At 61.7% G+C, this 13601-nt stretch carries 9 protein-coding genes; 5 read left to right on the top strand and 4 right to left on the bottom strand.

What is annotated here, in order from left to right; all coding sequences use genetic code 11:
• The first annotated feature begins 132 nt into the window (after positions 1–132).
• The gene (gene purL / locus ACVWSC_RS23035; RefSeq protein ID WP_442109350.1) at positions 133–4032 is read left to right on the top strand and encodes a phosphoribosylformylglycinamidine synthase; all 3900 of its coding nucleotides are present in this window, start codon (positions 133–135) and stop codon (positions 4030–4032) included.
• Between the two features lie 2 nt (positions 4033–4034).
• The gene (locus tag ACVWSC_RS23030) at positions 4035–4346 is read left to right on the top strand and encodes a YqfO family protein (protein ID WP_442109349.1); all 312 of its coding nucleotides are present in this window, start codon (positions 4035–4037) and stop codon (positions 4344–4346) included.
• Positions 4347–4451: 105 nt separating this feature from the next.
• Here the strand turns inward: ACVWSC_RS23030 and ACVWSC_RS23025 are convergent, their stop codons facing one another.
• The 4 genes from ACVWSC_RS23025 to ACVWSC_RS23010 form a co-directional block, all read right to left on the bottom strand.
• The gene (locus tag ACVWSC_RS23025; protein ID WP_442109348.1) at positions 4452–8996 is read right to left on the bottom strand and encodes a hemagglutinin repeat-containing protein; all 4545 of its coding nucleotides are present in this window, start codon (positions 8994–8996) and stop codon (positions 4452–4454) included.
• A gap of 30 nt (positions 8997–9026) precedes the next feature.
• Positions 9027–10748, bottom strand: a complete 1722-nt coding sequence (locus ACVWSC_RS23020) for a ShlB/FhaC/HecB family hemolysin secretion/activation protein (protein ID WP_442109347.1) — start codon at positions 10746–10748, stop codon at positions 9027–9029.
• 178 nt (positions 10749–10926) lie between these two features.
• On the bottom strand, positions 10927–11484 hold the full coding sequence (locus tag ACVWSC_RS23015) for a L,D-transpeptidase family protein (RefSeq protein WP_442109346.1): 558 nt from the start codon (positions 11482–11484) through the stop codon (positions 10927–10929).
• A 19-nt stretch (positions 11485–11503) separates the two neighbouring features.
• Positions 11504–12058: an NUDIX hydrolase gene (locus tag ACVWSC_RS23010; protein ID WP_442109345.1), complete on the bottom strand. Its 555-nt coding sequence runs from the start codon at positions 12056–12058 to the stop codon at positions 11504–11506.
• A 133-nt stretch (positions 12059–12191) separates the two neighbouring features.
• Between ACVWSC_RS23010 and ACVWSC_RS23005 the strand changes: the two genes are divergently transcribed.
• Genes ACVWSC_RS23005 through ACVWSC_RS22995 form a run of 3 tightly spaced genes read left to right on the top strand, consistent with a single transcriptional unit; the run spans position 12192 to position 13571 of the window.
• On the top strand, positions 12192–12791 hold the full coding sequence (locus ACVWSC_RS23005; protein ID WP_442109344.1) for a CoA pyrophosphatase: 600 nt from the start codon (positions 12192–12194) through the stop codon (positions 12789–12791).
• A gap of 43 nt (positions 12792–12834) precedes the next feature.
• On the top strand, positions 12835–13359 hold the full coding sequence (locus ACVWSC_RS23000; protein WP_442109343.1) for a gamma carbonic anhydrase family protein: 525 nt from the start codon (positions 12835–12837) through the stop codon (positions 13357–13359).
• Complete coding sequence (locus ACVWSC_RS22995) at positions 13359–13571, top strand: DUF1289 domain-containing protein (protein WP_442109342.1); 213 nt, start codon at positions 13359–13361, stop codon at positions 13569–13571. Before ACVWSC_RS23000 ends, ACVWSC_RS22995 begins: the two co-directional genes overlap by 1 nt.
• Positions 13572–13601: the final 30 nt, after the last annotated feature.

The raw sequence follows: 13601 nt of genomic DNA, 5'->3' as shown, positions 1-13601 counted from the left end.
GACCCCCGAGTCCGGATTGATCCGCCGACACGCGGCCGCGTCAGAATGCTGTGTTGCGGGTGCCGAAAGCCTCGGATTTAGGCTAGAATGCACGGCCTCTAAGCACACCCCCTTCCTGAGGCTGTCCCGACGATGTTGATCCTGCGCGGCGCTCCTGCCCTTTCTGCCTTTCGCCACGGTAAATTACTCGAGCAATTGAGTCAGAAAGTCCCCGCTGTTAGTGGTTTGTACGCTGAATTCGCTCATTTCGCCGAGGTTGACGGCGATCTGACTGCCGACCAACAGCAAGTGCTCGCGCGCCTGCTCAAGTACGGCCCGAGCGTACCGGTACAGGAGCCGACCGGTCGCCTGTTCCTGGTGATGCCACGCTTCGGCACCATCTCGCCCTGGTCGAGCAAGGCCAGCGACATCGCCCACAACTGCGGCCTGGAAAACGTCCAGCGTCTGGAACGTGGCATTGCCTACTACGTCGCCGGTGAGTTGAGCGAGGCCGACGCGGCCCTCGTCGCCCAGCAGCTGCACGACCGCATGACCCAGATCGTTCTCGGTCGTCTGGAAGATGCCGCCGGTCTGTTCAGCCATGCCCAGCCCAAGCCGATGACCTCGGTGGACATCCTCGGTGGTGGCCGTGCTGCACTGGCTAAAGCCAACGTCGACCTGGGCCTGGCCCTGGCGGAAGACGAAATCGACTACCTGGTCAGCGCTTTCCAGGGCCTTTCGCGTAACCCGAACGACATCGAACTGATGATGTTCGCCCAGGCCAACTCCGAGCATTGCCGCCACAAGATCTTCAACGCCAGTTGGGACATCGACGGCCAGGCTCAGGAAAAGAGCCTGTTCGGCATGATCAAGAACACCTACCAGATGCACAACGAAGGCGTGCTGTCCGCTTACAAGGACAACGCTTCGGTGATCGTCGGTAGTGTTGCCGGGCGTTTCTTCCCGAACCCTGACACCCGCCAGTACGGCGCGGTGCAGGAGCCGGTGCACATCCTGATGAAGGTCGAGACCCACAACCACCCGACCGCCATCTCGCCGTTCTCCGGCGCGTCCACCGGTTCCGGTGGTGAAATCCGTGACGAAGGTGCCACCGGCCGCGGTGCCAAGCCCAAGGCTGGCCTCACCGGTTTCACCGTCTCCAACCTGCGTATCCCGGGTTTCGAGCAACCGTGGGAAAAGCCGTACGGCAAGCCTGAGCGCATCGTCAACGCCCTCGACATCATGGTCGATGGCCCGCTGGGCGGCGCGGCATTCAACAACGAATTCGGCCGTCCGGCCCTGACCGGTTACTTCCGTACCTTCGAGCAGTCGATCAACACCCCGCACGGTGAAGAAGTACGCGGCTATCACAAGCCGATCATGCTCGCTGGCGGTATGGGCAACATCCGCGAAGATCACGTCCAGAAAGGCGAGATTACCGTCGGTGCCAAGCTGATCGTGCTCGGCGGCCCGGCCATGCTGATCGGCCTGGGTGGTGGTGCAGCCTCTTCGGTTGCCACTGGCGCCAGCTCCGCTGATCTGGACTTCGCGTCGGTACAGCGCGAAAACCCGGAAATGGAACGCCGCTGCCAGGAGGTCATCGACCGTTGCTGGCAACTGGGCGACAACAACCCGATCGCCTTCATCCACGACGTTGGCGCTGGCGGTATTTCCAACGCCTTCCCTGAGCTGGTCAACGACGGTGGCCGCGGTGGTCGCTTCGAGCTGCGCAACGTGCCCAACGACGAGCCGGGCATGGCCCCGCACGAAATCTGGAGCAACGAATCCCAGGAGCGTTACGTGCTGGCCGTCAGCGCGGGCGACTTCGAGCGCTTCAAGGCCATCTGTGAGCGTGAACGTTGCCCGTTCGCGGTCGTAGGCGAAGCCACCGAAGAAGCGCACCTGACCGTTACCGACAGCCACTTCAACAACACCCCGGTCGACATGCCGCTGGAAGTGCTGCTGGGCAAGCCGCCACGCATGCACCGCTCGGTGTCCCGCGAGGCGGAAGTGGGCGACGATTTCGATCCAAGCACGCTGGCGCTGAAAGATTCGGTCGAGCGCGTGCTGCGTCACCCGGCCGTAGCCAGCAAGAGCTTCCTGATCACCATTGGCGACCGCACCATTACTGGCCTGGTTGCCCGCGACCAGATGGTTGGCCCGTGGCAGGTTCCGGTGGCCGACGTTGCCGTCACCGCCACCAGCTTCGACGTGTACACCGGTGAAGCGATGGCCATGGGTGAGCGTACCCCGCTGGCCCTGCTCGACGCCCCGGCGTCGGGCCGCATGGCCATCGGTGAAACGCTGACCAACATGGCCGCGTCGCGCATCGAAAAACTCTCCGACATCAAACTGTCGGCCAACTGGATGTCTGCAGCCGGTCACCCGGGTGAAGACGCGCGTCTGTACGACACCGTCAAAGCCGTCGGCATGGACCTGTGCCCTGAGCTGGGCCTGACCATTCCAGTCGGCAAAGACTCGATGTCGATGAAGACAAAGTGGAGCGAAGAGGGCACCGAGAAGTCCGTTACCTCGCCGCTGTCGCTGATTGTTACCGGTTTCGCCCCGGTGACCGACATTCGCAAGACCCTGACCCCGCAACTGCGCATGGACAAGGGTGAAACCGATCTGATCCTGATCGACCTGGGCCGCGGCCAGAACCGCATGGGCGCCTCGATCCTGGCGCAGACCCATGGCAAGCTGGGTGCCCAGGCACCGGACGTCGACGACGCTGAAGACCTCAAAGCGTTCTTCGCCGTGATCCAGGGCCTGAACGCCGACGGTCATCTGCTGGCCTACCACGACCGTTCCGACGGCGGTCTGATGACCACCGTGCTGGAAATGGCCTTTGCCGGTCATTGCGGTGTGGAGCTGGAACTGGACACCCTGACCAGCAAACGCGAGAAGATCGCCGCCATCCTCTTCAACGAAGAGCTGGGTGCGGTCATTCAGGTACACCAGGACGCTACCGGCGAAGTGCTGGCGCAGTTCAGTGCTGCCGGCCTGGGCGAAGACTGCGTTGCGGTGATCGGTCAGCCGATCAACAACAGCGAAGTGCTGATCAAGTTCGCTGGTGAAGAACTGTTCAAAGGCGACCGTCGTCTGCTGCAACGTCAGTGGGCTGAAACCAGCTACCAGATCCAGCGCCTGCGTGATAACGCCGACTGCGCTGATCAAGAGTTCGACGGTCTGTTGGAAGAAGACAATCCGGGCCTGAGCGCCAAGCTCGGCTTCGACGTCAACCACGACATCGCCGCGCCTTACATCAAGAAAGGCGTGCGTCCTCAGGTTGCGGTCCTGCGTGAGCAGGGCGTCAACGGTCAGGTCGAAATGGCTGCAGCCTTTGACCGCGCGGGCTTCAACGCTATCGACGTGCACATGAGCGATATCCTCGCCGGTCGTGTCGACCTGAATGAGTTCAAAGGCCTGGTGGCCTGTGGCGGCTTCTCGTACGGCGACGTGCTGGGTGCCGGTGAAGGCTGGGCGAAATCGGCGCTGTTCAACAGCCGTGCCCGTGACGCTTTCCAGGGCTTCTTCGAGCGTACCGACAGCTTTACCCTGGGCGTGTGCAACGGTTGCCAGATGATGTCCAACCTGCACGAGCTGATTCCGGGTACCGAGTACTGGCCGCACTTCGTGCGCAACCGCTCCGAGCAGTTCGAAGCCCGTGTGGCCATGGTTCAGGTTCAGGAGTCGAACTCGATCTTCCTGCAGGGTATGGCCGGTTCGCGCATGCCGATCGCCATCGCCCACGGTGAAGGCCATGCCGAATTCGAAAGCGAGGAAGCCCTGCTGCAGGCGGACCTGTCCGGTTGCGTAGCGCTGCGCTTTGTTGACAACCATGGCAAGGTCACCGAAACCTATCCGGCCAACCCGAACGGCTCGCCGCGCGGTATTACCGGTCTGACCAGCCGCGACGGTCGCGTCACCATCATGATGCCGCACCCTGAGCGGGTGTTCCGTGCGGTGCAGAACTCCTGGCGTCCGGATGATTGGAACGAAGACGCAGCCTGGATGCGTATGTTCCGTAATGCGCGGGTCTGGGTGAACTAAGGGTGTACAAGCTCGCCTTCTTCGTCCCGACCAGCCATGTAGAAGTGGTCAAGGCCGCTGTGTTCGCCGCTGGCGGCGGACGCATCGGCGACTACGACTGCTGTGCCTGGCAGGTGTTGGGCCAGGGTCAGTTCCGCCCGTTGGACGGCAGCCAGCCGTTCATCGGGCAGAGCGGGGTGGTCGAACAGGTCGAAGAGTGGCGGGTGGAGTTGGTGGTGGCTGACGCGCTGATCAGGCCGGTGGTTGCTGCACTCAAGCAGGCTCATCCTTATGAAACACCGGCTTATGAGGTTTGGCAGCTCGCCGAATTCTGAGGCCGGAAATCGGGAGTAGGAGCGGGCTTGCCCCGCGATAGCGGTCCTTCAGCCACATCGCCTCGCGGGGCAAGCCCGCTCCTACCGGTTATTGCCTTAGCAGCCTCAGCGCTGGGTGATGCTTGATGCCAGGGTAGTGCTGCGGTCATGACCGCTGGTGCGAAGCACGCCAAGATCCACGCTGTTTTCCCCTCCAGTGCCGCTTGACCCACGATACGCATCGATCAAACCGGTGGTGAGATCGACGGGTGCGTTAGAGGCGTTGATACCCACTTCACGGCGGTAGTCGCGGCCGTTCAGGGTTTCTTGAGTTACCGCTCCGTTACCCAACTCAACCTTGCCTGCAACCGATTGCAGGCGCGCACCGGTGAGCGTCGTTTCGCCTCCGACCGCCAGGGCGATGCCGTCTCGGCCGCTGAGTACAGCCTGACTGGCAACGCTTTCACGCTGGGTGTGCTCGACCTTGACGTTCAATGTTGGCGACAAGCCTGGTTCGACTGCCTGCACGACAGGTCCGACATGTTTGTCGGTTTTGCCACTCAACGGCCCGGCCAGTGCGTTGGCGGCGTTGGTATAGCCTTGCGGGTTCTTCTCCTTGCTCAGTCGTCCGTCCACCTCGACCTTCAACGCATTGACGCGGTCTTGCAGGCTGGCAATCTGCAGGTCACCGCCGATCTGGCCACCGATGCGCTCGGCGTCCATACGAACCCCTTGCAGGCGAGTGTCCGCCAGGCTGCTGAGGGTGATCTGCCCGGCGCGCCACTGGCTGTTTTCGTAGGTCAGGTTGTCACGGCGGTCGATGTTCACCTGTACTCGGCCATGCAAACCGCGCTTGTTTTGCTCAGACGTTGCACCGGGAGCGGCGTTGAATCCGGCACCCGCGGTGATGTTGAGGTTATTGCGCTGCTCCGAACTGCTGGCTGCTTCAATCAGCATACCGCCGTTGTTGGCGCTGATATTCACCTGTTTAGCGGTAGCATTGACCCCTTGCAGGTGCACGGCGTCAGCTTGTGAGGCGGCGCTGCTAAGTGTCAGTTGCTCTTTGGCAAACCACTGGGCGCCACTGGCCGTACTGCTGTTTTCGTCGATGCGTCCGTTACCGAAGTGCCCGCCAATGGCTCCACCCTTGCCATCAGTGGTGCCTTTGGCTTGCAGTTCCAGCCCGCCACGCAGGGTGTTGCCCTGGGCTTTGTGGGTATCGGTGGCTGCCTTGACCTGAAGTTTGCCGGTGCTGCTCAAGTCGATGTTGTTGACGTTGGCAGTGCTGGTGCCGATCCGGGTGCCGGTCAGTTGCAGATCGCCCCCGGCTTGCAGTTGTACGTCGCCTTTGGCATCTATTGTTGCGACCCGCGCCTGAGTGTCGGTGCTGTCGAGGGTCTTGTGGTTCAGGTAACCACGCAGGTCGAGGGCTTTGCCGACCGGAGTGTTACCGCCTTTGGCCCAGGCGTTGCCTTCAAGTTGTTTCACGCTGCTGTGCTGGCTGTCGTTGGCCTGATTCAGGTGCAGGTTGCCATCGGCCAGCAGTTTCAATGCGCCGTCGCCGGCATCGAATTGAGTGCCTTCGTAGACGCCGTCACTCCCCAGTTGAATCTGGATGCCGGTTTGCCCATACAGGCTGCCGGGCCGGGCGGTGAGCTTGGTTTCGACGTGCTCCAGCGAGCCGCCTTTGCCCGAGAGGCGCACGTTGACATCGCTGCCGGTGGTGGTGTCGACGCGGACGGTGCCCTCGACATCCAGGCGATTGATGGTTTTGCTGCTGCTGTCATGTGCGGCGGCGAAATTGTGCGCTCCAGCCTGGATCGACAGTGGTCCCTGTTCTGCTCGGTAGCGGGTACCTGTGTCGTTGAGCGTGTCGGCTTTGACGGCGATGCTGGCGCCTTTCAGTTCGCTGACCTGAGCGCTGCTGGATTGTTCGGTTGAGGCGCGGTTCAGGTGCGCGCCGTTGAGTTCGGCCCCCAGGCTTGGCGCTGTCAGTGCATCTTCAACCGAGGCCTGTTGGAAGCGACTGGCTTCCTTGCCAAGGATCAGGTTTTCAATCGGGCGGGTCAGGTCTTGATAAGCAACGCTGGCGCCCAGGCTGGCCTGCCAGTTCTTCTCTGTGAGTCGGGAGCTCTTGGTGTCGTCTACCGCACGGTTTTCCACGGTGTCGGCGTTAATCACCAAGGCATTGCCTGCAGTCAGTTTCGCGGCCTCGCTGATCAGTGTGCCGGTGGTGATGTTCAGGTTGCCACTGGCAGCCAACTGGGTGCGTTGCGCCTGGCTGGCGTTTTCCTCAAGGTTTTTTTCCTTGTGGTAGCCCTCGAAGGCGCTATTGATGTTGTCGATACCCCCGCCGACCCTGAGGTTGCCGCCGCTTTGACGGGGTTCGCTGGTAGTTGATTGCTGGTTGTGACGCGCTGCAAGGTTGACGTTCTGAGCGGTGATTTGCAGGTCGCCTGCGGTGGTGCTGATGGTTGCCGCCTGGAGGTTGGCGTCCTTTTTACTCTCGATTTGCACGCTCCCGGCGGAAAGGGTGCTGGCGATCTGTGTCGTTTCGTTTTGAGTGCTTTCCACCGTGTTCACGTTATAGCCAACCGAGGCGCTGTACTGGTGCGAGTCGGGCTTGTCCTCACCGGCAAGCGGCACTTGGCCGGCGCTGGCGGTGAAACCTTGGCTTTGCTGGTGGCGGGTGACGTTCTGGGATTGCTCGGCCGCGCTGACGGTAATGTCTTTCTCGGCTTGCAGCTGCAGTTGCTGTTTGGCGTTGAGCTTGGCACCGAGTACACGCAGCTCATCGGCGCTGGCCAGGCGCAGGTTGCTTTGCGAATCCAGGTCGCTGATCAGCACGTCTTTGTGCTGCTCCTCGCGCCGGGTTTTATCGGCGATCAGCCCGAACAGTTTGCTGTCGTTCTCCTGCTGACTGACGGTGGACTGGCTTTGCGCGGCTTCGACCGTCAACAAGCCTTTTTCGCTGAGCAGCAGCGCATCGCCCTTGCTGTTGACCTTCGAGCCTTTGATCTGAACCTGGTCGGCCATTACTGTCAGTGCGCCGCCAGCTTGAAGGGTGCTGCCGCTGGCGGTCTGCCCCTCGGCGTCGGTTTTTCCGTCCTTGCCAAAAAAGCTCCCGGAGACCAGATCGCCACCGTAGTCCTTGGTCTGGCTGGTATTTTTCAGGGACACTGTGCTGACCTCTACAGCGCCAGCCTTGAGGGTCATATCCGCGCTGCTGGTCAGCGTGCTTGCTTGCACTTTTGTCTGCCCCCCCGACGTCAGGGCTATCTGCCTGGCGGACAACTCGCTGGCCTTGACCTTCTCCTGGTATTTGCTGCTGTTCTTATCGCCCCGCCACAGGTGTTTGCGATGACGGATCTGTTCGTCGACTTGATGGCTGTCGATCGCGGCGCTGATGTTCAGTGCATCACCGGCGTTGACGCTGAGATCACCCTCGGCCCGGACGTTGGCGGCAAGCAGATTGATGTCCTTGCCGGCCTTCAGGTTGATGTCCTGGCTGGCGTGCAACTGGCTGCCCTGATGCTCGCGGTCGGTGCGGGTGGTGTCGCGGTTGAAGGTTTCGGTGGTGACGAACAACCAGCGCTTCTTGTAGTGGTCACGGTCACGCTTGGTTGCCTCGCGTACCTGCGTGTCGAGGGTCAGGTTGTTTCCGGCCTCGGCGTGGATCTGTGGTCCCTTGACCTCAACAGCAGTAATGCTGAGATCGTCTGCGGCGTGCAAGTTCACCGCGCCTTGCTCGGTGCTCAGACGGCTTCGCTGTTGTGCCGTCCCGCTGATCTCTAGGCCACCCTTTGAGTCGATGGCGATGCCTTCGCGTGCTTGCAGGTGTGCCCCTACACGCACACCGGCGCCTTCGGCGGTGCTGACGATGCGGATCCGCCCGGCCTGCATGGCGCCGAGCAGGCTGGCGTCAAGGCTGCCAGTGGCGGCGGCGAGGTGTTCGAGCACCTGGCGATCAGTGTCGCGTATCAGGTTGCGCCCAGCCGTCAGGTTCAGGTCCGCGCCAGCAGTCAACGGCCCCACGCCGTAGATGCGTGGGGCGATCAAGTCAAGCGCACCGTCAAGGTTGCTCTGGCCACCCTGGAGAATCGTCAAGGTCCCGCTGGCCGTGCGGGTGTCGAGGTGCTTGATGCGCTGGTTCTCAAGCTCAGGGGTGCCGACCAGAAAGCCTGCGCGGGTGGTATTGATAAAGCTGCCGCCGTTGAGGGTGATGCCGTTGGGGTTGGCCAATATGTAGTCGGCCGGGCGGCCGAAGATTTCCTGCGCACCTTCGATGCGTGAGGCGTTGCGGCTGATCACTTCATTGAGGATGGTTGAGGCCGCGTGCCCCTGGAACTGCGGGTTGGCAGCCAGGGCACCAGCCAGCTGTGACTGTCCGGCTTGCAGCGCGTTGTTGAGCACCACACCGGGCTTGTTGACGTTGTAGTCGAGGAACTGGTTGTGCGACAGGCCGTTGGCGTTGGGGGCAACGATGTCGATCACCGGCACGCCATGCTGGTTGTTGATCAAGGGGGTACCGCTCGCTCCGCTAGCGGCTTGCAGGCCGTTGTCTGCAAGGCTGACGTAAGGTGTCAGCAGGGTCAGGGCAATCACCCAGCGCAGGTGATTGGGGTTGAGTCGCTCAAGGGGTGCACAAGGTTGCCGCGTTTTGGTGGACATCAGGGTCGTCTCTCTTTGTTGTTGTGGACATCAGATGTTCAGTACCCACTCCAGCAGCCAATAGCCCGATTCGAGCTGCTGGCGGTGTGTTGCGCTGGCATACAGCGCGCGCTGGTAGTCGAGGGTGAGGCGGCTGCCGGGCAGGCTCAGTTCAACGCCACTGTGGGCACCGAGCGCGCGTTGCGGCGGCTTGCCGTGGTCAAATTTGCTCCAGCCCATGTCCACGCCCAGTTGTGGGCGCAGCACCAGACCGCGGGGCAGGTCCAGGGCCAGAGGCTGGCTGAGGGTGTTGCGCCAGATCGCACCGCTGGCAGCGGAAATCACTTGCTGGCGAAAGCCGCGTACGCCGGTGCTGTCGCTGAGTAGTTGCTGCTCGACGGCGGGCAAGGCATCGGGGCTGTATTGCAGGTTCAGCTCGCTTTGCCAGCGCCACGGCCAGCTCGGATCTCGGCCTTGGCGCAGGTGCAGGAGGCTTGCGCGGTACTTGCGAAAGTGTGGTTGCGGAGCGTGACGAAACAAAACGTCATGGTCGGCACCAAACCCGTCCACGCCCTGGCTGATGCCCAGATAAGCACTCCACAGACCGTCTTCGAGCCAGAGAGCGTTCAGCCCTGCCTCAATGCTGGTGAGTGTCGGGCTTTGCACGTGCAGGCGTTGATCGCCCAGCCGATTGTCCAGGCGCTTGTGCTCAAGACGCAGGCTGGCGCTGAGCAATCCCCGCTGGTTGCGCCATACGCTGCGCTCCAGGCCCAGGCTGTAGAAGTCGCTTCGGCCGCTGCTGCGCAGGTCGCGACCGGGGAGTGGTGCCTGGTAGTGCACCTGGTTGAAGCCCAGTGCATAGCTCCAGGCGCCGTAAGGGATGTTGTAGTAAATGCCGTAACCACGGCTGTAGCTGGGGCCGGTGTGCACGGTGGTATTGGTAGAAAGCTGCAGGAAGTCATTGAGCTGCAGCGGGCTGTCCAGGCCCAGGCTGAAGCTCAGGCGCTCGCGCCCGGTCGATTCGCTACCGCGATTGTCGACGCTGCTGCCCAGGTGCCAGCGGCGGTTTATCTGGCGGGGGACCACCACCACCCGGGTCGCGCCTTCGCTGCTGCCGGGTAGCAGGTCGAGGCCCAGGTCAAAGGCTTTCAGGCGGTTCAACTGATCCAGGCCTTGTTCCAGTTCGGTCAGGCGCAAGGGGTTGCCCAGCAGGGTTGGGAAGGCGCTGTTCAGTGAAAGGGGCAGGTCGGGCCCGCTCAGTTCGATCGACTCGACAAAACCTTCGACGATCACGATGTCCAGCGTGCCTCCGGCCACCGGGCGACTGGCCAGGTAGGGGCGACTGGCCACATACCCGGCCTGGACATAGTGCTGGGTAATGGCTTTGAGCATCTGGTTGATCCGGGCAGCGCTTATGCACGGCGTGATCAGCGGCCGCAAGGTGTCGGCGAGCTCGGCAGCAGACAGCTGCTGATTGCCGGCCAGGCGGACCCCGTGCACAGGCCAGCAGGGGCCGCTGTCGGCCGGGGCAGGTGCGTCGGCGTTAGCTGTGGCAGGTGCGGGTTGATCCGAGCGTTGTAGCGTTCGCAGGCGCTGGCGTTGCTCCAGCTGTTCGCGCTGCAGGCGCAGGTCCTGGAGTTGTTGCACGGCGGGCAGGCTGTCAGCGTTGGCTGATTGCGCCGTCCACGCAAGCGAGCCCACAATGCCCAGGACCAGGCAGGTTATTTGCCGCGGGCAAAGGCGTGCAGCGGTGCGGCGTAGGGTAGTGGGCATACAGTAGCGTCCAGGGTAGTGGGTGCTGAAAACACACCAGGCAATCCGATTGCACGGATTCTATGGACGCTGCTATTCGTATGGATGCGGTACGAAGCCGATCAGCCGGTAAGGCTCAAGCTTGAACCGGGTAGGGAATTTCCGGCGCAAGCGCCGGAAGGGAGATGCGGAGGTCAGATCAAGGGCGAATTTCGATCAGCGTGCCGTCTGGCACCATGTCCCAGACCTCACGCATGTCGCGGTTGGTCATGGCGATACAGCCCTCGGTCCAGTCCAGGGTATGGAAGAATTCTTCGGGGTATTCTTCATCCAGCGGTGTGCCGTGGATCATGATCATGCCACCAGGCGGTACGCCTTCACGTCGGGCCCGCGCCGAATCACTGATGTTCGGGTAGGACACATGCATGGCCAGGTTGTAGCGGTCACTTTCCTTGCGCCAGTCGATCCAGTAAAGGCCTTCAGGCGTGCGTTTGTCGCCCTCTTGCAGTTTTGGGCCTTTGGGCTGCTTGCCCAGCGAGATGCGATAGGTTTTCAGGGGGGAGCCACCGCTGATCAGCTGCAGGCGACGTTCGGACTTGATCACCAGGATCTTTTCGATCAGCGCAGGCGTACCGGGTGTGGGTTTGAGCGGGGAGGGCGCGACCTTCTGGATAGGCTTGGTCACAATCGTTTCGGTAAACCCTGCCTGTGACACCGAAGCCACACTGAGGCAGAAAAGGGCAAGCAACCAGCGCATGAAACGATATCCCTGAGAACTAGGTGTTGAGTGACGGAACGAGCAAGGGCGGCAAACATTCGTTGCCAATCGGGTAGTGCTGCTCGATGCGGTCGCGATAATAGCATTCTAGGGTACGACTGACGGTCCGGAAAGCCAGCTCATCCCACGGGATTTCACTTTCGTCGAAAAGTCGCACTTCCAGACTTTCGACGCCCACGGCAAACGCCAGGTCGGCGAGTTCGGCACGAAAGAACACATGCACCTGGTTGATGTGTGGCAAATCGAACAGCTGATACAGGCTCATTGCCCCGACGCGGGCGCAGGCTTCCTCGATGGTTTCGCGACGGGCGGCCTGCTCAAGGGTCTCGCCGTTCTCCATGAAACCTGCCGGCAAGGTCCAGTAACCGCGGCGCGGTTCGATGGCCCGGCGGCACAACAACACCTGGCTACCCCAGGTCGGCAACACGCCCGCGACGATATTGGGGTTCTGGTAATGGATGGTCTGGCAGTGCTCGCACACATAGCGCAGACGTGTATCGCCTTCGGGTATGCGCTGAATTACCGGATTACCGCACGCACTACAGAATTTCATGCTTTTATTCCTATAGGTTGTGCTTATCTTTGCGCGACTTTCGCTGCGGCTGCAAGCCGGTTCACCTCGGGGCTTGGGCGACTCGCGGCTTTGGTGCATCATGCAGACCGGGCTTTGGAATCGAGAGAGAGCAATGCTGGACGAGCTACTTCGCCGCGTGAGCAGTCATACGCCGGGCACCCTGGAAACCGATCGTCGTTTTCCCGAGGCAGCGGTGTTATTGCCCATTACCCGTAGTGAAGAGCCTGAGCTGGTATTGACCCTGCGCGCCAAGGGGCTGTCTACCCATGGTGGCGAAGTTGCGTTTCCCGGCGGGCGCCGCGACCCGGAAGACCCAGATCTGGTATTCACCGCCTTGCGCGAAGCTGAAGAGGAAATCGGCCTGCCGCCCGGGCTGGTGGAAATCATCGGTCCCTTGAGCCCGCTGATCTCCCTGCATGGTTTGAAGGTCACGCCTTTCGTCGGGCTGATACCCGATTTCGTCGAATACCAGGCCAATGATGCGGAAATTGCCGCAGTGTTTACCGTGCCGCTGGAGTTCTTCCGCCAGGATCCGCGTGACCACACCCACCGTATCGATTACCAGGGGCGCAGTTGGTATGTGCCCAGCTATCGCTTTGGCGAGTACAAAATCTGGGGCTTGTCGGCGATCATGATCGTCGAGCTGGTCAACTTGCTTTACGATGCCCGGATCAATCTGCATCAACCGCCTGAGCGCTTCATTCCAATTTGAGCGGGCTCACCCGCCACCACTGCCGGACCGTGAGGAACTACGCATGAAATACCGTCTGGGCGACCTGCGGGTCGAAACCCATCCACGCAGCTGGGCGGCGCCCACTGCCACGCTGATCGGCAAGGTACGCCTGCAAGCGGGGGCCAGCGTCTGGTTTGGCGCGGTGTTGCGTGGTGACAACGAGCTGATCGACATCGGTGAGAACAGCAACGTGCAAGACGGTACGGTGATGCACACCGACATGGGCTCGCCGCTGACCCTGGGCACCGGGGTAACCATCGGCCACAACGCCATGCTGCACGGCTGCACGGTGGGCGACTACAGCCTGGTAGGCATTAATGCGGTCATCCTCAACGGTGCGCGTATCGGCAAGTACTGCATCATCGGCGCCAATGCGTTGATCCCTGAAGGCAAGGAAATCCCCGACGGTTCGTTGGTCATGGGCTCGCCGGGCAAGGTCGTGCGTGAGCTGACCGAGGCGCAGAAGAAGATGCTTGAGGCCAGCGCTGCGCATTACGTGCATAACGCCGAGCGCTATGCCCGTGATCTGGCACCCCAGGAGGATTGATGAGCAGTACTGAGCGCCCGGTTGCCTCACCCTGCGTGCATATCTGTGCCCTGGATGACGCTGACATCTGCACCGGCTGTCAGCGCAGCGCCATGGAAATTACCCGCTGGGGGCGGATGGACAACAACGAGCGCCGTCAGGTGCTCAAGCTGTGCCACGAGCGCGCCGTGGCTGCCGGGCTGATCCTCAACGTCAGCGGCGCTACCTGCTGATCCACCACTTGGCCGCAGGCGGTTGCTCAA

It is taken from the genome of Pseudomonas sp. NUPR-002 (genome assembly GCF_056322725.1).
This window is presented reverse-complemented; position numbering and strand designations above follow the sequence as displayed.